The sequence below is a fragment of the Amycolatopsis sp. NPDC031561 genome, from assembly GCF_055580625.1.
In genome coordinates this window covers 27,831-54,470 of the sequence record NZ_JBVILA010000017.1, presented here as the reverse complement: position 1 = coordinate 54,470, position 26,640 = coordinate 27,831, and the positions used below count along the sequence as shown (strand labels likewise).

Annotated in this window: 30 protein-coding genes; 18 read left to right on the top strand and 12 right to left on the bottom strand. The window is 69.5% G+C overall.

Annotated elements, in window-relative coordinates; translation table 11 throughout:
• Positions 1-92 precede the first annotated feature (92 nt).
• A complete protein-coding gene (locus tag ACZ5IK_RS28560; RefSeq protein WP_465490511.1) occupies positions 93-305 on the top strand; it encodes a hypothetical protein in 213 nt (70 codons plus the stop codon).
• On the opposite strand, the gene ACZ5IK_RS28555 is transcribed toward ACZ5IK_RS28560, so the two are convergent.
• Complete coding sequence (locus tag ACZ5IK_RS28555) at positions 302-859, bottom strand: carboxymuconolactone decarboxylase family protein (RefSeq protein ID WP_465490510.1); 558 nt, start codon at positions 857-859, stop codon at positions 302-304. The genes ACZ5IK_RS28560 and ACZ5IK_RS28555 overlap by 4 nt on opposite strands.
• 68 nt (positions 860-927) lie before the next feature.
• Here ACZ5IK_RS28555 and ACZ5IK_RS28550 point away from each other — a divergent pair, with 68 nt between their 5' ends.
• Both ACZ5IK_RS28550 and ACZ5IK_RS28545 read left to right on the top strand, forming a co-directional pair.
• Complete coding sequence (locus tag ACZ5IK_RS28550; RefSeq protein WP_465490509.1) at positions 928-1,266, top strand: winged helix-turn-helix transcriptional regulator; 339 nt, start codon at positions 928-930, stop codon at positions 1,264-1,266.
• A gap of 230 nt (positions 1,267-1,496) precedes the next feature.
• Positions 1,497-1,955, top strand: a complete 459-nt coding sequence (locus ACZ5IK_RS28545; protein ID WP_465490508.1) for an STAS domain-containing protein — start codon at positions 1,497-1,499, stop codon at positions 1,953-1,955.
• Between the two features lie 13 nt (positions 1,956-1,968).
• On the opposite strand, the gene ACZ5IK_RS28540 is transcribed toward ACZ5IK_RS28545, so the two are convergent.
• Positions 1,969-2,313, bottom strand: coding sequence for an STAS domain-containing protein (locus ACZ5IK_RS28540; protein WP_465490507.1), 345 nt, complete (start codon positions 2,311-2,313; stop codon positions 1,969-1,971).
• Between the two features lie 159 nt (positions 2,314-2,472).
• Here ACZ5IK_RS28540 and ACZ5IK_RS28535 point away from each other — a divergent pair, with 159 nt between their 5' ends.
• A complete protein-coding gene (locus tag ACZ5IK_RS28535; RefSeq protein WP_465490506.1) occupies positions 2,473-2,886 on the top strand; it encodes an ATP-binding protein in 414 nt (137 codons plus the stop codon).
• A gap of 12 nt (positions 2,887-2,898) precedes the next feature.
• On the opposite strand, the gene ACZ5IK_RS28530 is transcribed toward ACZ5IK_RS28535, so the two are convergent.
• The 5 genes from ACZ5IK_RS28530 to ACZ5IK_RS28510 form a co-directional block, all read right to left on the bottom strand.
• Positions 2,899-3,450, bottom strand: a complete 552-nt coding sequence (locus tag ACZ5IK_RS28530; protein ID WP_465490505.1) for a DUF4232 domain-containing protein — start codon at positions 3,448-3,450, stop codon at positions 2,899-2,901.
• Positions 3,451-3,475: 25 nt separating this feature from the next.
• Positions 3,476-4,000, bottom strand: a complete 525-nt coding sequence (locus ACZ5IK_RS28525) for a DUF4232 domain-containing protein (protein WP_465490504.1) — start codon at positions 3,998-4,000, stop codon at positions 3,476-3,478.
• A gap of 488 nt (positions 4,001-4,488) precedes the next feature.
• The gene (locus tag ACZ5IK_RS28520) at positions 4,489-5,064 is read right to left on the bottom strand and encodes a dihydrofolate reductase family protein (protein ID WP_465490503.1); all 576 of its coding nucleotides are present in this window, start codon (positions 5,062-5,064) and stop codon (positions 4,489-4,491) included.
• An 85-nt stretch (positions 5,065-5,149) separates the two neighbouring features.
• Positions 5,150-5,821 (bottom strand): response regulator, encoded by a 672-nt coding sequence (locus tag ACZ5IK_RS28515; RefSeq protein WP_101607485.1) that lies wholly within the window; start codon positions 5,819-5,821, stop codon positions 5,150-5,152.
• The gene (locus ACZ5IK_RS28510) at positions 5,822-7,006 is read right to left on the bottom strand and encodes a sensor histidine kinase (protein ID WP_465490502.1); all 1,185 of its coding nucleotides are present in this window, start codon (positions 7,004-7,006) and stop codon (positions 5,822-5,824) included. It abuts the gene before it with no gap.
• 179 nt (positions 7,007-7,185) lie between these two features.
• Here ACZ5IK_RS28510 and ACZ5IK_RS28505 point away from each other — a divergent pair, with 179 nt between their 5' ends.
• On the top strand, positions 7,186-7,419 hold the full coding sequence (locus tag ACZ5IK_RS28505; protein ID WP_465490501.1) for a hypothetical protein: 234 nt from the start codon (positions 7,186-7,188) through the stop codon (positions 7,417-7,419).
• Between the two features lie 89 nt (positions 7,420-7,508).
• Positions 7,509-9,821: an ATP-binding protein gene (locus ACZ5IK_RS28500; RefSeq protein ID WP_465490500.1), complete on the top strand. Its 2,313-nt coding sequence runs from the start codon at positions 7,509-7,511 to the stop codon at positions 9,819-9,821.
• 3 nt (positions 9,822-9,824) lie between these two features.
• Here ACZ5IK_RS28500 and ACZ5IK_RS28495 read toward each other — a convergent pair whose 3' ends face one another.
• From ACZ5IK_RS28495 to ACZ5IK_RS28480, 4 genes are all read right to left on the bottom strand, one after another.
• Complete coding sequence (locus tag ACZ5IK_RS28495; RefSeq protein WP_465490499.1) at positions 9,825-10,979, bottom strand: helix-turn-helix domain-containing protein; 1,155 nt, start codon at positions 10,977-10,979, stop codon at positions 9,825-9,827.
• Between the two features lie 190 nt (positions 10,980-11,169).
• Positions 11,170-11,922, bottom strand: coding sequence for an NPP1 family protein (locus ACZ5IK_RS28490; RefSeq protein WP_465490498.1), 753 nt, complete (start codon positions 11,920-11,922; stop codon positions 11,170-11,172).
• A 51-nt stretch (positions 11,923-11,973) separates the two neighbouring features.
• On the bottom strand, positions 11,974-13,653 hold the full coding sequence (gene ilvD, locus ACZ5IK_RS28485; RefSeq protein WP_465490497.1) for a dihydroxy-acid dehydratase: 1,680 nt from the start codon (positions 13,651-13,653) through the stop codon (positions 11,974-11,976).
• 63 nt (positions 13,654-13,716) lie between these two features.
• The gene (locus ACZ5IK_RS28480) at positions 13,717-14,997 is read right to left on the bottom strand and encodes a hemolysin family protein (protein WP_465490496.1); all 1,281 of its coding nucleotides are present in this window, start codon (positions 14,995-14,997) and stop codon (positions 13,717-13,719) included.
• Positions 14,998-15,125: 128 nt separating this feature from the next.
• Here ACZ5IK_RS28480 and ACZ5IK_RS28475 point away from each other — a divergent pair, with 128 nt between their 5' ends.
• From ACZ5IK_RS28475 to ACZ5IK_RS28465, 3 genes are read left to right on the top strand one after another with little or no spacing between them, the layout of a single operon-like run.
• Positions 15,126-16,460: a cytochrome P450 gene (locus tag ACZ5IK_RS28475; protein WP_465490495.1), complete on the top strand. Its 1,335-nt coding sequence runs from the start codon at positions 15,126-15,128 to the stop codon at positions 16,458-16,460.
• Between the two features lie 49 nt (positions 16,461-16,509).
• Positions 16,510-16,899, top strand: coding sequence for an LLM class flavin-dependent oxidoreductase (locus tag ACZ5IK_RS28470; protein ID WP_465490494.1), 390 nt, complete (start codon positions 16,510-16,512; stop codon positions 16,897-16,899).
• On the top strand, positions 16,896-17,177 hold the full coding sequence (locus ACZ5IK_RS28465) for a hypothetical protein (RefSeq protein ID WP_465490493.1): 282 nt from the start codon (positions 16,896-16,898) through the stop codon (positions 17,175-17,177). Before ACZ5IK_RS28470 ends, ACZ5IK_RS28465 begins: the two co-directional genes overlap by 4 nt.
• A gap of 735 nt (positions 17,178-17,912) precedes the next feature.
• Here the strand turns inward: ACZ5IK_RS28465 and ACZ5IK_RS28460 are convergent.
• The gene (locus ACZ5IK_RS28460) at positions 17,913-18,287 is read right to left on the bottom strand and encodes a winged helix-turn-helix transcriptional regulator (protein WP_465490492.1); all 375 of its coding nucleotides are present in this window, start codon (positions 18,285-18,287) and stop codon (positions 17,913-17,915) included.
• Positions 18,288-18,335: 48 nt separating this feature from the next.
• Here ACZ5IK_RS28460 and ACZ5IK_RS28455 point away from each other — a divergent pair, with 48 nt between their 5' ends.
• From ACZ5IK_RS28455 to ACZ5IK_RS28415, 9 genes are all read left to right on the top strand, one after another.
• Positions 18,336-19,265: an NADP-dependent oxidoreductase gene (locus ACZ5IK_RS28455; protein WP_465490491.1), complete on the top strand. Its 930-nt coding sequence runs from the start codon at positions 18,336-18,338 to the stop codon at positions 19,263-19,265.
• A gap of 60 nt (positions 19,266-19,325) precedes the next feature.
• Positions 19,326-19,808 (top strand): hypothetical protein, encoded by a 483-nt coding sequence (locus ACZ5IK_RS28450; protein WP_465490490.1) that lies wholly within the window; start codon positions 19,326-19,328, stop codon positions 19,806-19,808.
• 62 nt (positions 19,809-19,870) lie between these two features.
• Positions 19,871-20,869, top strand: a complete 999-nt coding sequence (locus ACZ5IK_RS28445) for an AraC-like ligand-binding domain-containing protein (protein ID WP_465490489.1) — start codon at positions 19,871-19,873, stop codon at positions 20,867-20,869.
• Between the two features lie 40 nt (positions 20,870-20,909).
• Positions 20,910-21,677, top strand: a complete 768-nt coding sequence (locus tag ACZ5IK_RS28440) for a MoaF C-terminal domain-containing protein (protein ID WP_465490488.1) — start codon at positions 20,910-20,912, stop codon at positions 21,675-21,677.
• Between the two features lie 10 nt (positions 21,678-21,687).
• Entirely contained in the window at positions 21,688-22,080 is a 393-nt protein-coding gene (locus tag ACZ5IK_RS28435; RefSeq protein WP_465490487.1) for a nuclear transport factor 2 family protein, read from the top strand.
• Positions 22,077-23,267, top strand: coding sequence for an ABC transporter substrate-binding protein (locus ACZ5IK_RS28430; protein WP_465490486.1), 1,191 nt, complete (start codon positions 22,077-22,079; stop codon positions 23,265-23,267). Before ACZ5IK_RS28435 ends, ACZ5IK_RS28430 begins: the two co-directional genes overlap by 4 nt.
• A gap of 12 nt (positions 23,268-23,279) precedes the next feature.
• Complete coding sequence (locus tag ACZ5IK_RS28425) at positions 23,280-24,140, top strand: branched-chain amino acid ABC transporter permease (RefSeq protein WP_465490485.1); 861 nt, start codon at positions 23,280-23,282, stop codon at positions 24,138-24,140.
• Positions 24,127-25,845 (top strand): branched-chain amino acid ABC transporter ATP-binding protein/permease, encoded by a 1,719-nt coding sequence (locus ACZ5IK_RS28420; protein ID WP_465490484.1) that lies wholly within the window; start codon positions 24,127-24,129, stop codon positions 25,843-25,845. The genes ACZ5IK_RS28425 and ACZ5IK_RS28420 overlap by 14 nt, the downstream gene beginning before the upstream one ends.
• Positions 25,842-26,537: an ABC transporter ATP-binding protein gene (locus ACZ5IK_RS28415; protein ID WP_465490483.1), complete on the top strand. Its 696-nt coding sequence runs from the start codon at positions 25,842-25,844 to the stop codon at positions 26,535-26,537. Before ACZ5IK_RS28420 ends, ACZ5IK_RS28415 begins: the two co-directional genes overlap by 4 nt.
• Positions 26,538-26,640 lie beyond the last annotated feature (103 nt).

Below are 26,640 nucleotides of genomic sequence, written 5' to 3'. Positions count from 1 at the left end.
GCCCACCGCCAGGAAGCGACCGCTTTCGAACAGGTTGTAACCACATCCCGCTTCGCTGCGATTGACCCGGTATCCGCGAACGGAGACGGGGGATGATGACGCAACGGCTGTGGCTGGGCCTGGCGGTCGTCTACACGTGCACCGCCCTGATCCAGCTCTACCTTCTCGCCAGCACCGGCGCCGTCTGGGCCGGGACACTCACCGCGCTCGGCTTCGTGGCGGCACTCCTGTGCACTCTCGCCTCATGGCGGGCCTCGAAGCGAGAACGGGACGACACCAGGGAACTCGACTCGCACCAGTCCTAGCGATCGGGGTACGGGGCCGCCCACGGCTCCTCCTCCAGACCGATGCCGTTGGCCACGTAGGCGATCGTCCGGTACCAGCCGGCGAGCACGAGGAGTTCCAGGAGCCGCGTATCCGGATAGTGCTCGGTGAGCGCGGCCCACGCGTCGCCGGAAACCGTTGCCGTGTCGTGGAGTTCGTCGACGGCGGCGATCAGGGCCCGATGTCGCCGAGACCATGCCGGGTGCGCGGAATCGCCGGAGACGGTCGCTTCGACCTGTTCCGGTGTCAGCCCGACCACCGGTGCGAAAACCGCCGCGTGGACACCCCATTCGTAGCGGCATCCGCAGCGCGCGGTCACCCGCGCGATGACGATTTCCCTGTCCAGGGCGGGTAATTCCCCGTGCGCGAGCAGGCCGGCGCCCAGGACGCGCATGCGCGAGGCCAGGTCCGGGTGGTGTTGCAGCAACCTGAACAGCGCCAACGGTTCGTGCGCCACACCGGGCGGCATCCATTTGCGAAGTGCCTGTTCGACGTCCGCCTCGTAGGGCGGGGTGAGCGGCGCGATCCGTGCCATGACCACCTCGAGTGCTTCGACTTTCGAACCACTATGCTGCTTCGAAAGTCGAAGCACAAGGGGGCGTGATGCCCGAAGACCCGATCCCGCGCCCCGGACGACCGGTCCGCGGCTCCGAAACCGGCCGCCCGCTCATGGCCGCCCTCGACCTGCTGGGACGCCGGTGGACGCTGCGGGTGGTCTGGGAGCTACGCCAGGGCCGGGTCGGATTCCGCGAACTCCAGCGGCGCTGCGAACGCATGTCGTCGAGCGTGCTCACCACCCGGCTCGGCGAGCTCACCGAAGCACGCATCGTCACGACCGGCGACGACGGCTACGCGCTGACACCACTGGGCGAACAACTCCTCGACGCGTTGCACCCACTGGAAAAGTGGGGTCTCACCTGGGAAAAGGCCTTGCACGAGTGACCATGCGCGAGGGTGAATGTCCGTTGTTCACCCGGCGCGGTCTTGCCAGGTGCGGTGAGCAGCGTACGGTGACAGGTACGTGAGGTTGAGTCCACCAGCCCGCGCGAACGACCCGCACGTCCGCGGCCCAGCTCTTTCACAGGGCGACGCGGCGGCGAGTTGACTTGCGCAGCCGTTGTGCAGGCTTACCCGTTGTCCGTCTCGTCCCGGCTTTCCGGGAGACCAGCATCATGACCGACCGAATTCCGTTCACGCGAAGCAGCCGCGACGGCCCCGCCCTCAAAACCGTCGTTCACACGACCGTTCCGCAACCGCGCCCGTCGGACGACCACCTGTTGCGCGTTCAGCGCACCCGATGGAGTGAAAACCTGCTCGTCGTCTCCGCCGCGGGCGAAATCGACCTCGCCACCGCCGGACGGCTCGAGCGCGCCCTGCGGGGCGAACTGCCCACCGCCACCGTGCTGGACCTCACCGAGGTCACCTTCCTCGGCGTCGCCGGGCTGCGGGTCATCGAAACGGCCGCCGCCCGCGGTCACGCGGAACACCGCACGATCGGTGTCGTCGCCAGCACCCGGCCGGTACTGCGGCTGCTGCAACTGTTCGGCGTCGACGCCCACATCCCCGTGTACCGGCACCTCGCCACGGCACTCCGCGAAGTGCCGAAAGCCCTGCCCGCACCGAGGATCTGAGCCGCGAGAGCGCTCAGGATCCGGCGAGCGGCAGCAGAGTGGAGAGCCCCGTCTTCAGCGCCAGCCGCCGGATCGTCGGCGACGGCAGGAAACTCAGGTCGACGCCTTGGGTGGCGCACCGGTCGTTGATCCGGACCAGGGTCGCCAGACCGGTGGAATCGCAGAACTCCACGTCTTCCAGGTCGACGACGAGGCGGCCGGGCACCGGTTCCAGCGCCTCCTCGAAGGTCTCCTTGAGGTCTTCGGACGTCGTCAGGTCGATTTCCCCCGCCACCGCGATCACGACCTGCATGCCATCGGTCCTGGCGACGGTCACCGAGAACGGCACCTCCCGGCCGTCGCCGTCTCCGCTAGTCACCGTCACACTCCCTCACGATCGGCACCCCGCGAGTCCCGAAGATATCGGATGAAGACACCCGCCCGCGCGGCACTCGCACCCCGATCCCGGCGGTGCCTTAGCCTTGACGGTAGATCCGGCGGTCGTGGACCGCGGCGGACGAGGAGGAGAAGCTCCGTGATGCCGATCGACGAGCCGGTGCGGCACAGCACCGACGAGCTGGTCCTCCAGGTCGCCGCAGTCCCCGCCCAGGCCGCCGCGTTGCGGGACGTCCTGGCGAACTGGGCTCTCGAACGGGGCCTCCCCCGCGAGCTGGCCGAGGACCTCAAACTCACCGCCTACGAGGCGATGACCAACGTCGTCAAGCACGCCTATCCGGACGGCACCGATGACAACCTCATGACGATCACCGCCGCGTACGCCGACGGGCACGTCAAAATCACCGTCGCCGACGAGGGCCGGTGGCGCGACGGGCGCCGCCCGGACGGCGGGCGGGGCCTGCCGATCATCCGCGCCTTCGCACCGGAGGCCTCGGTGACGAGCACGCCCACCGGGACGATCGTCCGGCTCGCCTGGCCCTGCCCCTCCGTCTGACCGTTCGCCAGGTCAGCTCACCGGAGGATCGGCGAGGATTCCGTTGACCCAGCTGCCCGGATGCGTCGCGGCGTCCTGCCGGAGCACCGGCAGGCCGGACGGCCAGTCCGCGCTCAGCGCCTCGGTCTGACCGGGCGGGATGGTCACCAGCTTCGCCGGCGTCCAAGAGGTCGAACCCCCGCTGCCGACCGAACCCGGTTCCGTCGTCAGGACGGTGACCGTCGCGGTCGCCGTCGAACCCGCCGGCACCTCGTTGACCCGCACGCCGTTGTCCACGCGCGGCAGGTGGTAGACGGGCCCGTTCGGGTCGTCCGGGCCGACCAGGTCGACGCCGGGCACCCCGTGCAGGCCGCAGGTGTGCGACGAGATGTTCTTGAAGGTCACCGGAACGTCGTACTGGCCTGTCGCCTCTTCGAGCTGCTTCGGCTCACCCAGGGAGACCGCGAGGTCCGCCGTCGCGCATCGCGGCGTGGCGGCTTCCGCCTGACCGGCCACCGTCAGCGCGAGCGTTCCGGTCAGCACGGCGACACCCAGGGAAACACGCTTGATCTGCTTGCTGGACATGGTTTTCCTCCCTCGATCGGCGAAGTCAGACGGTGACAGCGGTGACGGCGGTGACCTGGACGGTGGCGCCCTTCAGCGGCTCCCCGGCGGGCCAGTCCGCGACGACGGGAACGCCATCCGGCCCGGTCGGCAGGTCGAAGGTGATCGTCGTCGGCGTGCGCGGGTTCGGCGCCCCGGCCGAGGCCTGCACGATGCGCGACACGGCCGGATGCCCCTCACGCAGGTTCACCGGTGCCGCGTTCGCCGCGGTCGCGTCCGGCACGGCGGCGACGTCGTCGATCAGCTGCCCGTCGGCGACGAACGTCAGCGCGGTGGGCGCGCCCTGCAGCTTGCAGTTCGTGGTCGGCGAAGCCGCGGTGTAGGTGAGGACGTAAGCCTCGTGGCCCGCCGCGTGCGACGGGTCCGGCGTCACGGACACCTCGACGTCGGAGGCACCGCAGAGTTTGTCGCTCGGCATCGCCCCGGCGACGCCGCCCGCGACCAGGAGCCCGCCCGCGACCAGTCCTCCGACGGTCATCGCCGTGGCGGCCTTCCTCACCTGGACGTTCATGACATCTCCTCCCGCTCGGTGGTCGATTCACGTTGATCGAACTCACTGGGAAAGATGCCCACGTAGCCCGGGAAGATGCGTGAAGATGATGTTGATCCCCCGAAAGCAACCCCGAGGAGTGACGGGCGTCTTTAAGAAAGACGCACCGTGTGCGACTGGCGGCCGTGTCGCGAAAGCTACTTTTGGGGCATCAGGCGTCGCGAAAGTGGCTTTCGCGACACCGGAACGGCTGACGTGGCCGCACCCACTGACTGTCCACACGGGACACTTCAGGTAGCTACTCTGATTGATCGCTTCACGACTACCCCGACCCACACGGGACCGGCGCCCTGGTCGCTTGAAGTACGTGAAGGCCCCCTTCCCTCGGCTCAGCCGAGGGAAGGGGGCCTTCACGCGCGGCCGCTGTGACTGCTGGTGCGTGTGAGGCGATCGTGGCGGTAGGCAAGGGGGTCTTTCACAGCCCGCCAGCGTCGAGACTGGCGACAAGATCAACGGACGACGTCGTAGACCAGCTTCTGGACACCGTTGCCGTACGCCTCGCTCTCGACGAGCTTGAGGCTCTGCTTGTCCTTGTCCGTGTCGCTGAACAGCTTCTTGCCCGCGCCGAGCAGGACCGGGAACAGCAGCAGGTGGTAGCGGTCGATCAGGCCCGCGTCGGCGAGGTTCCGGTTCAGCTCCGCGCTGCCGTGCAGGATGATCGGCCCGCCCTCGGTCTCCTTGAGCTTGGCGACGTCGTCCAGCGAACGCAGGATCGTGGTCTCACCCCAGTTGTCGACCAGCTCGTCTTCCCGCAGCGTGGTCGAGACGACGTACTTCGGCATCGCGTTGTAGCCGGCGAACTCCACGGTCATGTCCGGCCACACCGGCGAGAACGCCTGGTAGCTGGCCCGGCCCATCATCATCGCCGTGGCCTCGCCCTGCTCACGGCCCTTGAGTTCGTAGGCCGCTTCGTCGAACTCGATGCCGTTGAAGGTCCAGCCGGAGTTGCGGTAGCCCGGCTCCCCGCCGGGCCCCTCGACGACGCCGTCGAGCGAGACGAACGCGGTGGCGATCAGGGTGCGCATCTGGTTTCTCCTTGGTCGATCCGAACTGCTTTCGACACTACGTCGACCGGGAAACGGCGGATTCGACACGGCGCCCGAAAAAGTTTCAGCCCTCGGCGTCGCGGACCAGCAAGGCGATCTGGACCCGGTTCTCGACGCCGAGTTTGGCGAGCATGCTGCTCGTGTGGGCCTTCACCGTCGCGACGGTGATGTCCAGTCTCCGCGCGACGTCGGTGTTGGACAGCCCGTCGGCGATGGCGGCCGCGGTCTCGCGTTCGCGGTCGGTCAAGGTGGCCAGCAGATCGCGGGCCGTGCCACGGGACGCCCGGCGCGCGTCGGACGAATGCGGTCCGGTGGCCGCGGCGATCAGCCGTGCCGTGGCCGCGGGCGAGAGCGCGGGTTCCCCGGTGGCGACCGTCCTGACGGCGGCCAGGATCCGGGGCGGCGGGGTGTCCTTGAGGACGAACCCGAGCGCGCCGACGCGCAGCGCGCCCAGCACCATCTCGTCCGAGTCGAACGTGGTGAGCACCAGGACTCGCGGCGGCTCCGGGAGTTTGAGGATTTCTTCGGTCGCGCTGAGCCCGTCGCGACCGGGCATCCGGACGTCCATCAGGACGACGTCGGGCCGCTGCTCCCCCACCACGGCCACCGCGGCGTCGCCGTCGGCCGCCTCGCCGACCACGACGAGGTCGGGTTCACCGTCGACGATGAGCCGCAACGCCATCCGCACCAGATGTTCGTCGTCGACGAGCACGACCCTGATCCGCTCGCTGTCCATTCACTCACTCCCTTCGCGGACCGGCCACGGTAGCCGCGCGGCGAGGACGAATCCGCCGCCGGGCTCCGCGTGGTGGTCCAGTTCTCCGCCTGCCAGCTCGACTCGCTCGGAGAGGCCGAGCAGGCCGAATCCCGAGACGGGCGGACCCGCGGCCTTCCGCGAGGCACCGGAATCCCGGACCGTCGCCCGCAAACCGTCGCCCGCCGTCCCCTCGACGGTGACCGACACCCTGGCTCCCGGCGCGTGTTTCCCCGCGTTGGTCAGGCCTTCCTGCACAATCCGGTAGACGGTCCTCGCGATCGCGGCCGGCGGTTCGCCCGCCGCCGTGGCCGTCAAGGTGACGTCCAGGCCCAGTGACCGCGCGTTCGCGACGAGCGCCGGGAGGTCCTCTAGCGAGGGTTGCGGCGGTTCCAGGCCGTCCGGGCTCGCCCGCAGCACACCGAGGACGTCCCGCAGTTCCTCCAGCGCCTGGTGGGAACCCTCGGCGATACCGCGGGCCAGTTCCGCGACCTGGTCGGCGGGCAGGTCCGGGCGGTGCCCCAGCACTCCGGCCTGCATGGCGACCAGCGAGACCCGGTGCGCGAGGACGTCGTGCATCTCGCGGGCGATCCGGTGCCGCTCCACGATCCGCGCCTCGGCGGCGCGGGCGGCCTGCTCCCGTTCCGCGCTCGCGACCTGTTCCCGCAGGGAGCGCACCTCCTCCCGCCGCGCGCCGATCGCGGCGCCCACGGCCACCACGATGCCCACCATCAAGGTGGGGAGACTGATCACCAGCCACAGCGGTCCCGTCGACTCGCGGTGCGGGTAGAAGTCGGCGGTCAGCACCGCGGTGATCACGGACAACACCGCCGCGACCACCGTCTCCGCCGGTCGCCGCCGGGTTGCCAGCGAACAGAGCGCCAGCAACGACGCGCCGCCCGCCAGGACCGAAACCGTCGAGGAGAGGATGACCGCGAGCGTGATCGTGACGGGGAAACGACGGCGCCACAGCAGCGCGACCAAGCAGGCGAGCGCCACCAGCGGATCACCGGTGATCATCCACTCGATCCTCGGTCCCGACGCCCCCACCGGCAGTTGCGACGCCGTGACGATCCAGATCAGCACGCCCATCGCGGCCGCGGCCAGCAGGCGCCATGCCTGCTCCCACAGCCGGACGGGCGGCGCGGTGGCGGCGTCGGTGATCACCGGCCCATCATGGTCGACCCGGCCGCCGCGGCGCATGAGGGCACAGGACGATCCCGGCTCCGACCTCGGTCGCGGCCGGGATCGACTTTGGTCGGACAAGGCGCGCGACGCGGCGCCGATGTGCCTGCCGCCCATCCCGGTGATGCTGGGCCCTGACCGTGAAACAGGAGGTAGGGAGCATGACCAAGGGCGGCTATCTGGGGCTGCAGATTCTCGGGATGGTGGCCGTCGCCGCCTTCGCGCAGGCCGCCATCCGCAGTCTCTTCGATCATTCGGCGGCCCAGTTGTGGGGAGCGTTCGATTGGGTACCCGGTGAGTGGGGCGGCAGGCTGATCGTGTTCCTGCTGCTCGCGGCTGCCGGAGTGGTACTGGCGGGCTGGGCGCACGACCGCGGCAAGCAAGTGTCCCGCTAGGGGAACGCCGGTCCGCTAGGATCCGCAGCCGGGCGATTTCCGTCTACATCGGACGGAAGTCGCGGGGCTCGTCGATCGCGGGAGAGTGCATGGCGGACGGAGTTGGCTCGCTTTCGGGGTGGTCGGGCGATCCCACCGAAGTGACCAGCTACGTGGGCCGCGACGTCGAGACCGGCGAAGCGCGGCGCCTGCTGGAGGTCTCTTCGCTGGTCACGCTGACCGGACCGGGCGGCGTGGGCAAGACCAGGCTGGCGTGGCGGATCGCGGCGGCCCACCGCGAGGCGACCGCCGACGAGGTCGCGTTCGTGTCGCTGGCCGAACTGCGGGAACCCGCGTTGCTGGTGCCGACCGTGGCGAACGTGCTCGGCTTCGGCGACCGTTCGGCGAAACCGGCCATCGAGGTCGTCGTGGAGGCGCTGCGGGCGAGCCGCTTGCTGCTGGTACTGGACAACTGTGAGCATCTGGTCGACAGCTGCGCCTGGTTCGCCGACACCATCGTCCGGGAATGCCCGCAGGTGACGGTGCTGGCCACGAGCAGGCAGTCCCTCGGCGTGGCGGGCGAGCGGGTCCTGCCCGTGCCGCCGCTGGCGGTGCCGGAGCAAGGCGACTCCTTCGAACGCGTGGTGAGCGACGAGTCCGTGCGGCTTTTCGTGGATCGCGCGACCGCGGTGGCGCCGTCGTTCCGGCTCACCGAAGACGACGTCGAACCGCTGATCCGGCTGTGCCGCAGGCTCGACGGGCTGCCGCTGGCCATCGAACTGGCCGCCGTCCGCGCGCGGGCGTTGTCCCTGCGTCAGCTGGCGGACCGGCTCGACCGGCAGTTCTCCGTGCTCACCAAGGACCGGCGGGGCAGGCCGGAACGGCACGAGACCATGCGGGCGCTGATCGACTGGAGCCACGACCTGTGCACCGGTCCCGAACGCCTGCTGTGGGCGCGCGCGTCGGTGTTCTCCGGCAGCTTCGACCTCGACGCCGCCGAACAGGTCTGTTCCGGCGGCGAGCTGCCGAGCGAACGCGTTCTCGAAGTCGTCGACGGGTTGCTCGACAAGTCCATCCTGCTGCGCGAGGAGTACCCGGGCGGCGTGCGGTACCGCATGCTGGAGTCGGTGCGCGAGTACGGCGTCGACAGGCTGAGCGAGACGGGCGGGACGGCGGAGCGCCGGAAACGGCACCGTGACTGGTTCGCCGAACTCTCCGGCCGGTACGCCGCCGAGTGGCTGGAGACCGATCAGCTCGGCTGGATCGGCAGGCTGCGGCGCGAGCACGCGAACCTGCGCGTCGCACTCGACTTCTGCACCGGCGGTCCCGAGGACGCGGTCATCGGGTTGCGGATGTTGCGCGACGTCAAGGAGTTCTGGATCGTCCGCGGGCTGAACACCGAGGGCCGGATGTGGGTCCGGCGGCTCGACGAGGCCGCGACGGCGGAGGTCCCGGAGCGGGCACACGTGCTGTGGCTGTCCGGTTTCCTGGCGCTGGTGCAGGGCGACATGCCCGCCTATCGGTGCATGGTGGACAGGGCGGCCGCCGAAGCCGAGGCCGGCGGTGACGAGCTCGCCGCCGCGTACGTGCTCCACGTCCGCGCCTACGCCGCGCTGATCGGCAACGACATGCCCCAGGCGTCGCGTCTGTTCGGCACGGCCATCGACCTCTTCCGCGCCCACGGCGACGAGGGCGCGGACCTCTGGGCGAGCTACAACCACGGGCTGGCCATCTGGCTGGACGGCGACATCGACCGCGGCCGGGCGGTGCTCGCCGAATCCGTCGAGCGCTGCGAGCGGCGGGGCGAGGTCTTCTGGCGGGGCTGGGCGCTGTGGTCGCGTGCCGCCGCCGAGTACCTCCAGGGCGATCTCTCCGTGGCGAGCCGCTGCTGCGAGCAGATCCTGCGCCTGCATCCCCGGGTGGACGACCGGGTAGTCGTCGGGTTCACGCTCACCGTCCTGGCGGGCTGCGCGGCTCGCACCGGACGTCCCAACCGAGCCGCGATCCTGCAGGGCGCCGCGATGAACGTCTGGCGCACGGTGGGCGCGTGGCCGACGCGGTACGAGGCGTTCACCGAACCTCTCCAGGCCGACACCGACGCCGTGACGGCGGCGCTGGGCTGGGAGGTCGCGATCAAGGAGTTCGCCGACGGCGCCGCGATGCCCACCGGCGACGCCATCGCGTACGCCCTCGAAGAGCGGTCCCTCACGCCACGGAAACCGGCCGCGCAGGTGCTCACCAAACGCGAGACCGAGATCGCGCACGTGGTCGCCGAGGGGCTGACGAACCAGGAGATCGCCGACCGGCTCGGCATCGCCCGCCGCACGGTCGACACCCACATCGACCACATCCTCACCAAACTCGGCTATTCCAACCGCGTCCAGGTCGCCACGTGGGTGACCCGGTCCGCGGACCCCGCCTGAGGCTCACGCCGCCCTGATCGGGGTGGCCGGCCGGGCCGGTTCGGAAGCGAGCAGATCGGCCCGCAAGGCGATCCGCAGGTCCAGTCGCTCCTCGGGATCGTCGAGCCGGGCACCGAACAGGACACGAAGACGACGGAGGCGGTTGCGGACCGTCTGCGGGTGGACGCCCAGGTTGTTCGCGATCTCGGGCGCCCCGCCGCGGGCGGCGAGCATGGCTTCGAGGGTTTCGGCGAGCTTGGTGCGCTCGTTCGGCGGCAGATCGGCGATCGGCGCCAGGCTGCGCGTGACGAGCGCGCCGGTGAGCACCTCGTCGGCGAACAGCCAGTGCGTGGTCAGGTGATCCGACCAGTGCACGAGAGGGCCGTCCTCGATCACCTCCCGCCGGACCAGTTCCAGCGTCCGGCGGGCCCACCGCAGGGAGGCCGCGGCCTCGGCGGGCGCCACCGCGGGCCCGACCGCGGCCCGTGTCCCCGCCAGGATGCCGCCGATCTCGACGTCGTCGGGTACCAGGAGGTGCGGATATTCGCCGGTGAGGTCGGCCAGTACCTCCGGGCCGAACGAGGCGCGGACCGCGCCGGGCTCCGCGGCGATCGCGACCACGCGGGCGGGCGGGACCCAGCCCGCCTCGGCCGCGAGAGCGACCCACTTCGCGGGCGGACGGCCGCTCAAGATCTCCTTCAACAGGTCGCGGCGCAACTCGGCCACCGAAGGCGTGTGCGCGGCGCGGTAGGCGGTGGTGGAAAGCCGGATCAGGACGTCGGCGCAGCGGAGCAGGGCCTCCACCCCGGTGTCCATCAGGGCCGATCCGGCCCCGGGCTGCCGTGACAACGAGGCCAGCACGGGCAAAGCGCCCCGCCCCGCGGAGTGGTAGGCGCGGGACAGCCGGTCCAAGCCCTTGCCCGCCGCGTATTCGGCGACCCCGAGCTCCCGGAAGGCATCCGCGCCGGCGGCGATGCCCAGCGCGGAGTCCATCGCGTCGTACTCCAGGACCAGCGCGACGAACTCCGTGGCGCGCGTGTCGAACAGGGGCGCGTACTCGGGAAGGGAATGCCGGATGCCGTTGACGACCGCGCGGGCGATCACGAGGGCGGCGGAGCGGGCCGGGGTGGGGCGGACGGGAGCGGAGACAGGGCGGACTGGAGCGTGGGACGCGGTCATCGTCGACCTCCGGGGCAGCGGGAATCGTCGGGCCGCCGAGTCTGCTACCGCGGAGTAGCGGGGCACATCGGGTGAATTACGTACTCGCGTCCATTCGGCCTATGGATCACCCGTTCGTGGTGTTCAGGCCCGGGAGCTGAAGGGGCCCTTCACCGCGTCGCATCCGGTGAAAGGCCCCTTCAGCCCGGCCTCAGGCGTTCGGATCGAACGGGATCCCGGCGGGCTTCGCCTTGGCGAGTTCGCCGGTGAACGACGAGTCCCGGATCCCGAGCTGGGCGCTGCCGAAGTCGTGCCCCGTCAGCTTGTCGCGCAGGCCCGGTGGGTAGCCGTCCCAGCCGACCAGCGGCGGATACTGCCACTGCTTCTTGTGGTTCTCCGGCTCCTCACCGAAGCCCGCGTGCCGGAAGCAGTGCGTGCCGATCCCGTCCTTGTGGTAGATCACCTTGGGGTGCTTGCCGGTCTCGTCCCACGGGACCTGGTCGCGATGCTTGGTCGTGTACTTGCCGTGGGCCGACGTGGACACGTACCTGCCCCAGTCGCCTTGCACCCACACGACGACGTGCTCCCAGTCGTGCCGGTGACCGGCACTCCCGGGGCCCAGCGCGGCCTGGTCCTTTTCGAAGTAGAGCGCGTACAGGTAGGCGCACCAGCCGTTGTTGCACTTCACCCGCGAGTACGCGTTGGTGTTGTCCAAATCGGACAGGTCGCGGCACTGGCCGTTGACGTCGCCGCCCAGCGCGAGCCCTGGCGCGAGAGTGCCGTCACGGCCGATCCCCGGGGTCGGGTAGCAACCGTCGCCGTCGTAGTCGAAGGCCGGTTCGTAGATCCGGTCGGGCCAGGGCGCCGACCAGTCCAGCGCCTGGGGCGGCGCCGCGAAAGCCGTTCCCGTCACGAAGAGCAGGGCCGCGAGAGTGGCCGTGAAGACTGTCGTGAACCGTCGCATGCCGGTTATTGATTCACGACTTGATTCAACACGGAACCTTCCTTGGTCGGCTTACTCGCAAACGGCCCCGTGCGCGGCGCTCTGGACGACCTTGGCGTACTTGCCGAGCACTCCGCGCGTGTACGCCGGAGGCTTGGGCGCCCAGCCCTCCCGGCGTGCCTCGATGTCGGCGATCTCGACTTCGAGGGTCCGGTTCGCGACGTCGAGCGTGATCGGGTCCCCGTCGCGGACGAACGCGATCGGCCCGGCGTCGACGGCTTCCGGCGCGATGTGGCCGACGCAGAGGCCGGTCGTGCCGCCGCTGAACCGGCCGTCGGTGATGAGCAGGACGTCCTTCCCGAGCCCTGCGCCCTTGATCGCGCCGGTGATGGCGAGCATCTCGCGCATTCCCGGCCCGCCCTTGGGGCCTTCGTACCGGATGACGACGACGTCCCCGGCGACGATCCGGCCGTCGGCGAGCGCGTCGAGGGCGGCTCGTTCGCCGTCGAACACCCGCGCGGTGCCGGTGAAGGTCGATTCGTCGAAGCCCGCCGACTTCACGACCGCGCCTTCCGGTGCCAGCGATCCCTTGAGGATGGTCAGCCCGCCGGTCTTGTGGATCGGGCGGTCGAGCGGGCGGATGATCTCGCCGTCGAGACCGTCGGGGGCGATGCCCTCGAGGTTCTCGGCCATGGTCTTGCCGGTCACGGTGAGCACGTCGCCGTGCATGAGCCCGGCGTCGAGCAGCGCCTTCATCACCACGGGGATGCCGCCGACCTTGTCGACGTCGTTCATCACGTACTTCCCGAACGGCTTGAGATCGCCGAGGTGCGGGACCTTGTCGCCGATGCGGTTGAAGTCGTCGATGCGCAGATCGACCTCGGCCTCGCGCGCGATCGCGAGCAGGTGCAGGACGGCGTTGGTCGAACCGCCCAGCGCCATCACGACGGCGATGGCGTTCTCGAACGCCTCCATGGTCATGATCTGCCGCGCGGTGATGCCCTGGCGGAGCATGCCGACGACGGCCTCCCCCGACCGGTGGGCGAAACCGTCACGGCGCCTGTCGACGGCGGGCGGGGCGGCCGATCCGGGCAGCGACATGCCGAGCGCCTCGGCCACCGACGCCATCGTGTTGGCGGTGTACATGCCACCGCAGGCACCCTCGCCGGGGCAGATCGCGCGTTCGATCCGGTCCACTTCGGCACGGGTGATCTTGCCTGCCAGGCAGGCGCCGACCGCCTCGAAGGCATCGATGATCGTGACGTCCTGGCCGTCGACCTGACCGGGCATGATCGAGCCGGCGTAAAGGAAAACGGAGGCGAGATCGAGCCGGGCCGCGGCCATCAGCATGCCCGGCAGCGACTTGTCGCACCCCGCCAGCAGCACGGAGCCGTCCAGCCGCTCGGCCATCATCACCGTCTCGACGGAGTCCGCGATCACCTCGCGCGAAACCAGCGAGAAGTGCATGCCCTCGTGCCCCATGGAAATACCGTCGGACACCGAGATCGTGCCGAACTCGAGCGGATAGCCCCCGCCCGCGTGCACGCCGTTCTTGACCGCCTTGGCGAGCCTGTCCAGCGACAGGTTGCACGGGGTGATCTCGTTCCACGAGGACGCCACCCCGATCTGCGGTTTGGCGAAGTCGTCGTCGCCCATCCCGACCGCGCGGAGCATCCCGCGGGCCGCCGCGCGCTCCAGGCCGTCGGTCACGTCGCGTGAACGAGGCTTCAAATCGGGCTGGTCTTCCGGCATCGGGACACCTTTCTTCGTGGTAGGACACCGGGCACGCTGCCAACCGGAGGCGCCCGGCGCAACTCACCGCTCCGCATTCGCTCCTCGATGCAACGCCACACGCGTGATCGCGTGATGCTCGACGCCGAGCACCTCGGCCGTCCAGCCGGAGACCAGTACCCGGTCGCCCGGCTTCTCCGGGATCCGGCCCAGGATCACCAGGATCAGCCCCGCGATCGTCGCGTACTCCCCCGGCGGCGCGTCGCCCAGTTCGACGCCGACGTCGACGAGGTCGTGCACCGGGAACGTGCCGGGCAGCACCAGCGAACCGTCCTTGCCGTCACGTACGGCGAGCACGTCACGGTCGGTCTCGTCGTAGATCTCGCCGACGATCTCCTCCAGCAGGTCCTCCAGCGTGACCATGCCCGCGACGGCGCCGTGCTCGTCGACGACCAGCGCCATCTGCTCCCGCTCGGCCTTGAAGCTGCGCAATGCGTCCGAAACCCGCAACGAATCGGGGAACACCACGGCGGGCCGGACCACTTCGGCGAGATCGTCGCGGTCTTCGAGCAGATCGCGCAGGCTCACCACGCCGACGACGTCGTCCAGATGCCCGCCGCGGGCGACCGGCGCCCGGGAGTGGCCCGACTCGGCCAGCTGCCGCCGCGCCGACTCGAGGTCCAGCTCCGCCGCGAGCGTGAACACCGCGCGGCGGGGAACGAGCACTTCCCGCAGCCGTCGTTCGTGGATCTCCAGTGCGCCGTTGATGATCATGCGCTGCTCGGCGTTCAGGCCGCGTTGCGCCGAGACCAGTTCCCGGAGTTCCTCGGGCGACATTTGGTCCGGATCGGCTTCCGCCCGTCCGCCCAGCGCGCGCACGACGAAGTTCGTCGACACGCTCAGCGCCCAGACCGCGGGCCTCGAGATCGTCGACAGCAGGCTCAGCGGGCGTGCCACCAGCAACGCCCAGCGCAGCGCGTTCTGCATGGCCAGCCGTTTCGGCGCCAGCTCGCCGAGCACCAGGGTCAGGAAGGTGAGGATCATGGTCACCAGCGCGACGGCCACCGCCCTGGCGGCGTCACCGAGGAAACCCAGCAGTGGCACCACGGGTTCGGCGAGGGAAACCGCCGCTGTCGCCGAGGCCAGGAACCCGGCGAGCGTGATGCCGATCTGGATCGTGGCCAGGAAGCGATTCGGGTCGCGCGCCAGCCGCGCCAGCGTCCGGGCGGACGCGCGGCCGTCCCGCTCCAAGGCCCGCAACTGGCCCTCGCGCAACGAGATCAGCGCCATCTCGCTGCCCGCGAACACCGCGTTGACCACCACCAGCACCGCGACCAGCGCGATGTCGAACCCGTAGCCGCCCACACGCACTCCCCCGGCCCGCCGGAAGTGCAGAACATTACCGAGGGAAACCCCGGCCCGCAGATGTCGAGCCACTCGCTACTGACACGTCGTTCCGATACCTTCGAAGGACCCGCACGGACGGAGTCCTGATGTTCGCACTCAAGACCGCTCCCGCCCGGAACCTCCGGCGCCGGGCGGAGGAGATAGCCAAACCGGTCACCCGCTGGAGCATCGGCCACGCGATCCCCCGGGTGGCCCTGCGGGCCGCGGCGCGCCGGGGCGATCTCCAGGGCAGGCTGTCGGTCGAGGCGAGCGGCGGAACGGACCTGACCGGGCTGTTCGACGAGATCCGCTCGCACGGCGCCATCGCCACCACCCGGGTCGGGCACGTGACCACGCGGCATTCGGCCTGCAAGGAAATCCTCACCAGCGACGCGTTCAAGACCGTCCGGTTCGTTCCGGACAACCCGCTGCTCAACCGGCTCGTCGCCTGGTCGGCGTCCGGGCTGATCCATCCGATCGAACCGCCGTCGCTGCTCGCCAGCGAGCCGCCCGACCACACGCGCTACCGGAAACTCGTCACGCGCGTCTTCACCGCCCGCGCGGTCGAGCAGCTGCGGCACCGCACGCAGGCCATCGCCGACGAACTGCTCGACGGCCTCGACCCGGATGGCCCCGTCGACCTCGTCGAGCAGTACTGCGGGCTCCTGCCGGTCACCGTCATCAGCCAGATCCTCGGTGTCCCGCCCGAAGAACGGGACAAGGTGCTCGCGCTGGGCGGCGCCGCGGCCCCGAGCCTCGACCTCGGGCTGCCATGGAAGACCTTCCGGACGGTCGAAGCCACGCTGGCCGAATTCGACTCGTGGCTCACCCTGCACCTGGAGAAACTGCGGGCGAACCCCGGCGACAACCTGCTCAGCAAGCTGATCGCCGCCCGCGAGGACGGCGTCGGCCTGACCGAGCGGGAACTCAAGGCCACCGCGGGACTGGTGCTGGCGGCCGGGTTCGAGACGACCGTCAACCTCCTCGGCAACGGCATCGCCCTGCTCACCCGGCATCCGGATCAGCTGGGGAAACTGCGCGGGAACCCGGAGTTGTGGAGTAACGCGACCGACGAGATCCTCCGCTACGACCCGCCCGTCCTGCTCACCGGCAGGCTGAGCGCCCGCGACACCGAGATCGGCGGAAAGCCCATCGGCCGCGGGGCGATCGTCAGCACCGTGCTCGCGGGCGCGAACCGCGATCCGGAGATCTTCGACGCCCCGTCCACCTTCGACGTCACGCGGGCGAACGCGCGGGACCACGTGTCCTTCGGCGCCGGGCGACACTATTGCCTCGGCGCTTCGCTGGCGAGGATGGAAGGCGAGATCGGGCTGCGGTCGATCTTCGAGCGCTTCCCCGACCTGCGGCTCCTGAACGGGGCGCGGCGGCGGCAGACCAGGATCCTGCGCGGCTTCGAAACCCTTCCCGCGACCCTCTCGTGAGTGGTAAGGACGGTTAGAACCGTCCTTACCACTCACGAGAAAGTACCGAATGGCCTCCGCCGCGCCCCTCGCAACGCACCCGGCTCTCTCGGTCCTGGACACCTCTCTCATCGCCCACCTCGCGAACGCCACGCGACGGCTCCGGCTCGGCGCGGGCGGGGTCCTCCTGCCGAATCACGCACCGCTCGTGGTGGCCGAGCAGTTCGGCGGCCTTGAGTCCACAAAGGACAAAGGATTTCGGCGAGCAGCTCGACGAACTCCGGGGATTCCTGAACCCGCCCGAGGACGCCGAAGTGAAGGCGGTCCCTGTCCTCGGCGGCAACATCCCGGAACTCTGGCTGCTCGGCCGACAGCGCCGCGCTCGCCGCCGCACGAGGAATCCCCTACGCCTTCGCGCATCACCTGGCACCGAGCGCGCCGATCGAGGCCGACCTGGTGAGCGTGTCGGTCATCGCCGCCGAAGACGACGAACGAGCCGAATGGCTCGCCGGATCCACGCGCCTGAAGGTGCTCAGCCGACTTCGCGGCAACCGTATCCGGTTGCCCAGCCCCGAGGAAGCCGCAGCATTTCCTTACACCGCCGATGATCGCGCGGAAATCATGGTGACCACTCCGCTGTTCCACCACGCCGACCGCCGCCGGTCTTACGAACTGCTCGCCTCGCTACCCGGACGGCTCACGGCGCGTTCGAACAGGTCGGCCAGTTCCCGCGCGTAAGCCGCGACATCGGTGTCCCGCCTCGTCAGCAGTTCGGCCAGCGTCTTCGCGCTCGTGCCCTTTTCGGTGTCAGTCGCGGAGCGGGTGTGTTGTCCCAGGTGACGCCATTCCTGGCCTGGACTAAAGATTCAGACCTATGGGTCGGGTTGGTCGTGAGTGGCGTTTCGGGTCAGAGTGGACTGGTATTGCCTACCTACGTGTGACCAGGGTGAAGGTGGGGTGCGGTAGTCGAGGGGTCGCTCCGGCCTCGGAGCTTGATGACACCGGGATCTCACTGCGGCGGGTTCGTGTGTGGAGGATTTGGGACGGTCACCGTCCTGAATCCTCCACACTCGGTTCACGCGGCCACCTGACCACCACGGGATCGCGACTCAGCGGGTGCCGAAGTTGACGATGAAGGAATTGGGACGTCGAGTGTCCCGATTCCTTCATCGTCAAGGTCAAGACCGTGCCACCTCGCGACCCCCGCGGACGGCAGCCGAGCGGGGAAGATTTGAGACGTTGAACGTCCCGAATCCTCCCCGCTCACCCAGGATCCAGTGGGTAGGCAAATACGGGTCCACCAGAACCCGTATTTGCCACTCACGACCCCGGCTACGAAGCGCACACATGGGCATCAATCGACCATTTGCCCGACCGGAGCTGGCTCATGTGAACAGCCGGAGTGCGGGTCGACTCTCGTCGGCCAGTCCAGATCCGACCCGACCGCGAAACAGGACATGGTTGCCCTTCCCCTCAATGACGAAGGCTCCCGGGATCGGCGTCGAGCGCTTCGAGCACGGCGTCGCCGTTCGCCCTCGCCCACTCGGTCAGGATGTGGATCGGGTCGATCAGCGTCGCGCCGAGAGAGGTGAGCTCGTACTCGACGCGGGGCGGCGCCTCGGCATACGCGTGACGGCGGACGAGTCCGTGCGCTTCGAGCCGTCGAAGCGTCTGGGTGAGCACCTTGCGGGAGATGCCGCCGATCAGGTCGATCAGCTCGCCGTGGCGCACCGGCCCCTCGCTGAGTCCGGCGAGCACGACCACCGTCCACTTGTCGGCGATCACTTCGACCGCCAGACGTGCCGGACAGTCGGCGAGGAAGAGACCACCGGAACCGAAAGCGCTCACGGCGTCAAAGGTACCTGCGGGTTCCTATCGGAAACCTAGTTTGGAGTCATGCGAGTCATCACCCAGCAGAAAATCGGCGGTCCCGAAGTGCTCACCTTCGTGGACGTGCCCGAGCCCCGGCCACTTCCGACCGAGGTTCTCGTCCGGGTCAAGGCGATCGGGCTGAACCCGCTGGAGGCGCGCTTGCGCGCCGGCGAATTCCCTCTGCTCGGCGAGCCTCCGTTCGTCCTCGGCTGGGACATCAGCGGCGTGGTCGACGAGGCGCCGCAAACCTGGCGGTTCAGGCCCGGCGACGAAGTGTTCGGAATGCCGCTGTTCCCGAGGGCGGCCAACGCGTACGCCGAAGTCGTGTCGGCGCCGGCCTTGCACCTGGCACGCAAGCCGGCGTCGCTCTCGCACGTCGAGGCGTCGGCGCTGCCGGTCGTCGGGCTGACGGCGTGGCAGGGCCTCGTCGACCTCGCCGAAGTGAAAGAGGGCGACCGCGTCTTGATCCACGGCGGTGGTGGCGGGGTCGGTCACGTCGCGATCCAGATCGCGAAAGCACTCGGCGCGCAGGTGATCACGACCGCCAGTGGAAGCAAGCGGGAGTTCGTCGAGCAGTTCGGCGCCGACGAGGTGATCGACTACACGGCGGTCGACTTCGCCGAGGCGGTCCGCAACATCGACGTCGTGTTCGACACGATCGGCGGCGACACCGCCGAGCGGTCGCTCGACGTGCTCCGCCCGGGTGGTCACTTGGTGACGGCGGTCGCCGAGGAGGATTCCGCACTCGCCGCCCGGTACGAGGCGGCCGGTGTGCACTTCAGCGGCGTCGCGGTCGACCCCGATCCGGTCGCCCTGCGAGGTCTCGTCGAACTCGCCGAGCAGGGCAGGCTCCGGGTCCATGTGCAGGAGACGTTCCCGTTCGAGCGCGTCGCCGACGCGCACCGGCTGCTCGACGGCGGGCACCTCCGGGGCAAGCTCGTCCTCACCGTCTGACCCGCCAAGCGGGGATTTTTACCGGACCGGCCGGGAAAACCGGTCAGTAACGTCTCGCCGGTGACGACGGACCGCGAAGGCAAGGAAGCGCCGGAGTTGCCCGTCTTCACCGGGTTCGGGTGCCTGATGGGCTTCTTCATGACCGTGCTGGCCCTGATCGGCCCGGCCCTGCTGTGGATCAGTACCCATTTCGCGCCCGGCGACGACGACGGCCTGGTCGTCCTCGCCATGGGCATCGTGTTCACGATCGGCGGCCTGGCGACCGTCGGCTCTCAGCTCTGGCAGAACGCCAAGGCCCGCGAGGCCCACCGCGCGCTCGACAGGACGGGCGTCCGCGCGACCGCCGAAGTCGTTTCCAGCAAGCGGATCTGGGTCGGCGAGGTGAGCACTCCGGCGGACGACGTCGATCTCGTCGTCACCGGTCCCGGGGTGACTCCGTTCAGCGCACGGGTGCTCACCGAGGAGGTCGGCCGCTACGAAGCGGGCAAGGTGGTACCCGTCGACGTCGACCCGAGGACCCTCCTGTTCCGCCTCGCCGACTGACCTCGCGGCGATCATTGCCCGGCAGCATCGTATCGCTTATCGTATATGAAATTCACCCCCCGATGCTGCGAGGTGACCTCGTGACCACCGCCACCGCCGACCCGACCACGACCATGGTCGCGCGAGATTTCACTGATTTCCGCACGGTGGTGTCGCACTCCTTCGTGCCGCTGCACGTGACGAGCGAGCACCGTGACCACTTCCGCGGCCGCATCCGCTCGTGCGGCGCCGACGACGTCCGGCTGACCGAGGTGACCGCGTCCGCGCACGTGGTCGAGCGGACGCCCGAGCTCATCGCCAGGGCGGACAGGCACTACTACAAGCTGAGCCTGATCCTGTCCGGGACCGGGCTGCTGGTGCAGGACAACCGCGAGGCGATGCTGCGCCCCGGTGACGTGGCGTTGTACGACACGCACCGACCGTATTCCCTGGCGTTCGAAGAGGATTTCCGCACGCTGGTGGTGATGTTCCCGCAGCGCCTCATCGATCTCCCCCGGGACCTGGTCGGCCAGCTGACCGCGGTCCCGATGTCCGGCAAGCGGGGCATGGGCAACGTCGTGGTGCCCTTCCTCGCACAGCTCGGCAGCAACCTCGACCAGCTCGGCGGCCCGGCGGGCGTCCGGCTCGCGCATACGGCGGTCGATCTGCTCGCCACGCTGTTCGCGAGCGAGCTCGACCTCGCCCGCGCGACGGCCGGACCGCACCACGAACTGATGCGCCGCGTCCTCGCCTTCATCGACACGAACCTCTCCTCCACCGACCTCGGCCCGGCGCAGATCGCCGCCGAGCACTACATCTCCACCCGGCATCTGCACGGCCTCTTCCACGAACAGGGCACGACCGTCTCGGGCTGGATCCGCACCCGGCGTCTCGAACACTGCCGCCGCGAATTACTGGACCCCGTGCACGCTTCACGGCCCGTCGCCGCCATCGCGGCGAAGTGGGGTTTCGTCGACGCACCGCATTTCAGCCGGGTGTTCAAGACGGAATTCGGCTGCTCGCCGAGCGAACTGCGCCGCGGCTTGACCGTGAGCGATCGGTTGTTGCCGCCCAGCGCGTGACAGCTGGCCCCGCCAGGGCGGTCGCCTCGACGATGACCGCATGCCCGAAGCACCCGAGGAACAGTGGCGCACCTATGACGAGTTCGCCGCCGGAATAGCCACCTATCGCCTGCCGAACGCGGACCTGTCCGGACGCGAGCTCACCGTCACCCTCGACGACGGGACGGCGCTCGCGCTGCGGTTCGAGGACGCGGAAACCGTCACCTGCAACGGCATCAAGGATCCGTACGACGCGGTCGCCGCCCGGGAGGACGTTTTCTTCGTTAATCTCCCCCACGCCAGCGTCGAAGGTGAAGCACTCACCGTCGTCTTCTCCACGACGACACATCGCGCGCTCGCCGTGCGTTCGGTGATCGGCACCGAAGACGTCGAGGGTGTTCCCCGTGTCTCCCAGACGTTCTGGTCCGGCACCACCGACGCGGGCACGCCGACCGGCGAGCGGCCGGGGCCGTCGCGCGACCTGATCGGCAAGCGCAACATCTACCGCTACAGCCCGGAACACCTCTACGAGCACGTGTACGTGTCCTCGCAACGCTATGCCTGGCAATGCCTCGAAGGCGTGCAGCGCGGCCACGGTGACATGGACCTGTCGACGGTGTGGAAGTTCCAGGACGGGCTCTACCTGTTCTGCTTCCGCGAATTCCGCATCGCCGTGGCCAGTGTGTGGCTGCACGACCTCGGCTACGCGCTCAAGACCACCGGCGTCTTCCTCGGCATCACCGGCGCCGGCCGGTCCGAACACTCCCGCGCGGGCGGGCACATCTACCCACTCGGCGCCGTCGCCTATCCCGACGCGCAACCGGTCTAAGGAGCTTCAAGTGTCCAATTCAGACATCATCGCCGCGCACTACGCCGCGAGCGACCGAGGCGACCTGGCGGGCATGCTGGCCCCGCTCGGTCCCGAGACCACCTGGACGGAGGCGGCCGGGTTCCCCTACGCCGGTACCTACACCGGTCCGGAAGCGGTGCGGGACAACGTCTTCGGCGCGATCGCCCGTGACTGGGACGGCTACGGTTTCGCCCTCGGCGAGCTCGCCGACGCGGGTGACACGGTGATCGGCATCGGCACCTACCAGGGCAAGCACCGCGAGACCGGTCGCTCGTTCACCGCCAGGGTCGCGCACGTGTGGAAGTTCGACGGCGGCAAGGTCGTGTCGTTCGAGCAGATCGTCGACTCCGTTCCCGTCGTGAACGCCGCGGAGAACCGGTGAAGCCCGCGCGGCGCCTCGTCGCAGCCGCCGCAGTCCTGCTCGCGGCTGTACTGTTCACCACTGCGGGCTGCGCCGGGGCCGAAAGCGGTGCCAGCGGCCCGATCAAGGTCGGCTCGGTCAACGCGCTGAGCGGCGCGGCCACCTTCCCCGAAGCCTCCCAGGCGGCCAAGGCGGTCTTCGACGCGGCCAACGCGAGCGGCGGCGTGAACGGAAGACAGATCGAGTACAAGGCGCTCGACGACAAGGGTGACCCGGCGGCCGCCGCGGCCGCGGCCCGCGAGGTCGTCGGCCGTGACGAGGCTGTCGCGCTGGTCGGCTCGTCCAGCCTCATCGAGTGCGAGATCAACAACAAGTACTACGAACAGCAGAAGATCCTGTCCATCCAGGGCATCGGCGTGGACCCGGCGTGCTTCTCCAGCCCCAACATCGCCCCGGCCAACGTCGGCCCGTACCACGACATGACGCTGACGCTGCTCTACGGCTCCGAAACGCTGAAGCTGAACGACATCTGCGCGTTGCTGGAGATCGCGGGCAACACGCTGCCCTCGTACCAGGCGGCGATCGACGAGTGGTCGGCCATCACCGGCAAGAAGCTCAAGTACCTCGACGCGACCGTGCCCTACGGCGGTTCCGACTACACCTCCTACATCGTCAAGGCCCGCAACGCCGGGTGCAAGGCGATCACGGTGAACCCGGTCGAGCCGGACTCCATCGGGCAACTCAAGGCCGCCGCCGCACAGGGCTGGAACGACGTCACCTGGCTGCTGCTGACCAGTGTCTACAGCGAGAACTACGCCAAGGCCGTCACCAACGCGGGCGCCGGGGTGTACGTGCCCGCCGAGTTCTACCCGTTCACCGACACGGCCAGCCCGCAGAACAAGGACTGGCACGACCTGATGACCAAGAACAACATCCCGCTGACGTCGTTCAGCCAGGGCGGTTACCTGGCGGCGAAGTACTTCCTCGAAGTCGTCCGCGGGATCAGTGGCGACGTCACCCGCGAGTCGGTGACCAAGGCGCTGCGCGAGATGAAGCCGATCACCGATCCGATGGTCGGCACGCCGTATGTCTTCGGACCGGGCCAGACGCACCACGACAACACCGCTGGCTGGCCGATCAAGCTCGCCTCCGGCACCGGCAAATGGGAGCTCGTGGCGAACGACTGGCTGCGGATTCCCAAGAAGTAACTGGAGGAAACGATGCTGCAGGGAGCGCTGGCCGGCCTGGCCGCCGGCGGACTGTACGCGGTGTTGGCGGTGTGCCTGACGCTGATGTCGCGGTTGGTACGGGTGGTGAACTTCGCCCAGTCGGCCACCGGGATGTTCGGCTGCTACGTGGCGGTGTTCCTGTCCGTCGACTGGGGACTGCCGATGTGGCTCGCCACCATCGCGGGGATCCTGCTCGGCGGGCTGCTCAGCGCACTGCTCGGCTGGATCGTGTCCACCTGGCTCGCCGAGGCGGACACCGGCACCCGCTCGGCGGTCACCGTGGCCGTGCTGCTCCTGCTGATCTCGTTGTCGTTCATCCTGTTCGGCAACAAACCGCAGCCGTTCCACCCGATCCTGGACGGCCCGGCGCTCACCGTCGGCGGGGTGGTGATCAGCCAGGTCACCGTGGTCACCGTCGCGCTGGCGGTGCTGGTGGCGGTGGCCAGCAAGATCGTCCTGAGCCGGACCTCGGCAGGGGTCCAGCTCAGGGCACTGTCCGAACGCCCGACGACGGCGGAGTTGCTGGGCATCCCGGCGAAACGGCTCAGCATCGCGGTCTGGGCGGTCACCGGCGTGGTCAGCACGCTGGTCATCTCGATCGTCGCGCCGTCGCAGTCGAACGACGCGACGTCGCTGGCGATGCTGGTGGTCCCGGCGTCCGCGGCGGCCCTGCTCGGCGGGTTCCGCCGTCTCGACCTCGCTGTCGCGGGCGGGCTGGGCCTCGGCCTGATCCAGGGCGCGGCCGCGCAGGTCGACGGCCTTTCGGTGGTGCGGTATTTCCTGCCGTTCGCAGTGATCGTCGCGCTGCTGCTCTGGTCGCAGCGCAAGGAGGTGTGGGATGCGGCTCGCTGAACAGCGCGGGGTACGCACCGGTTTCCCGTTCGTGGTCGCCTTGGTGGCGATCGCGGTGGGCTACGGCCTGAGCGTCGGGCTCGACGGGTACTTCGTCTATCTGGGCATGAGCGCCGTCGTCGCCGGGATCTCGTTGCTCGGTCTGGGCGTGGTCACCGGCAGCGCGGGGATGATCTCGCTGTGCCAGCTGACCTTCGGCGCCGTCGGCGCCTGGACGGTGTCCGCGCTGAACGAGGCGCAGGCACCCGGCGGGTTCCTCACCTGGCTGCTGCTCGGCGGTCTCGCCGCCGGTGTGGTCGGGGTGCTCGTCGGGCTCCCGGCGCTGCGGCTGCGCGGGATCAACCTCGCCGTCGTCACGCTGGGGCTCGCCGCCGCGGCCGACCTCGCCCTGGTCCAGCTCCAGTTCCCCGGTGTCTCCGGCGGGATTTCGGTGGAACGGCCGGACGCCTTCTCCGACGACCGGTCCTACTTCCAGCTCGCCGTCGTGGTGCTGGTGCTGTGCTGCCTGGCCGTGTACTTCCTCCGCCGCGGGCGCTGGGGCAGCGCCTGGCAGGCGGTGGCGTTCTCCGAGCGCGGGACGGCGGCCGCGGGAACGAGCGTGCGGACGTCGAAGCTGACCGCGTTCGCGGTGAGCGCGACCCTCGGCGGGATCAGCGGTGGCCTGCTCACCGGGCAGGTCGGGCTGGCCTTTCCGGCCAGTTTCACCGCGATCCAGTCGCTGGCGCTGTACGTGCTGGCGATCATGTCGGGCGCGCATCTGATCGACATGGCCGTGTTCGGCGCGGTCCTGTGGGTCGGCGTGCCGGAACTGCTGAAACGCTGGGGAATCCCGCAGGACTGGGGCTTCGTGGTGTTCGGTGTGCTCGGTGTCCAGGCGCTGGCCAGTGGCGGGAACCTGGGCAGCACGGTGCGGCAGGTCTGGTACCGACGGTCCAAGAAGGAACCGGCGAAACTCGATCTCGCCGCCGAGACCGTGGACGTCGAGTCCAAGGCGCCTGGCCCGCCGATGCTCACCGTGCGCGGGCTGAGCGTGAACTTCGGGCACGTGGCCGCACTGTCCTCAGTGGACATAGCCGTCCCGGAACACGGGGTGCTCGGCGTGATCGGTCCCAACGGCGCGGGCAAGTCGACGCTGGTCGACGCGATCAGCGGGTTCCTGCCGAACGCCGACGGCTCGGTGGAACTGGGCGGCAAGCCGCTGACCGGGTCGCCGTCGAACCGGGCCCGTGCCGGCCTGCGGCGGACGTTCCAGCAGGACCGGGTCCCGCCGGGGCTGACGGTCGGGGCGTACGTCAAGTTCCTCGCCAGGCGACGGCTCACCGCCGACGAGATCGGCGACGCCCTGGGCTTCTTCGGCTGTCCGGCCGCCCGCACGCCACTGTCGCAAGTGGACGTCGGCGCCCGGAGGCTGGTCGAGGTCGTCGGGCATCTGCTGGCGCGGCCCCGGGTTCTGCTGCTCGACGAGCCGGCCGCGGGCCTCCCGCACGAAGAGCACGTCGCGTTCGGGGAGCGGCTGAGGCAGGTTCCCGCGCGGTTCGGGGTGTCCGTGCTGCTCATCGAGCACGACCTCGATCTGGTGCGCTCGGTCTGCGACACGATCACCGTCCTCGACTTCGGCCGCGTGCTGGCGTCTGGCCCCCAGGCCGAAGTGCTAGCCGATCCAGCCGTGCTCAAGGCGTACATGGGTGAAACGGAGCTGCTGTGAACGCATTGCGGATAGCGGGGCTGACCGTCACCCGCGGCGCGGGTCCGGTGATCCGGGACGTCGACCTCACCCTCGAACCGGGCCGGATCACCGCGCTCGTCGGGCCGAACGGCGCCGGGAAGACCAGCCTGCTGGAGGCCGTCTCCGGTGTCGTGCCCGCCTCGGCGGGGACCGTCCACATCGGACCGGACGAGATCACCAAGCAGTCGCGGGTCAACCGCGCGCGGCGGGGTCTGGCGCATATCGAGCAGGGTCGCGCGGTGTTCGGCGGCCTGACCGTGCTGGAGAACCTGATGCTCACCGCACGCACCCGCGCGCGGGCCGATGAACTGTTCGAGTTGTTCCCCGAACTGGAGAAACGCCGGGACTCACCGGCGGCGCTGCTGAGCGGTGGCGAGCAGCAGATGGTGGTGCTGGCCCGCGCTTTCGCCGCGCGGCCGTCGTTCCTGCTGATCGACGAGATGTCGCTCGGCCTCGCACCGGTGGTGTTCACGCGGCTGCTGCCGATGGTGACACGGTTCGCCGAGGAGGGTGCCGCGATCCTGCTCGTCGAGCAGTTCACGCACCTCGCCCTCGGCGTGGCGAGCGACGCGCTGGTGGTCTCTTCGGGACGCGTCACCTATGCGGGTTCCGCGCAGGGCCTGCTGGACTCCCCCGGCACCCTGCACTCGGCCTACCTGGGTGAATCCTGAGTCACGGAAGCGGGGGGGGGGGGGGGGGGGGGTGGGGGTGGTGGGGGGGGGGGGGGGGGGGGGGGGGGGGGGGGCCGCACCACCCAACCACCAAAAAATCGAG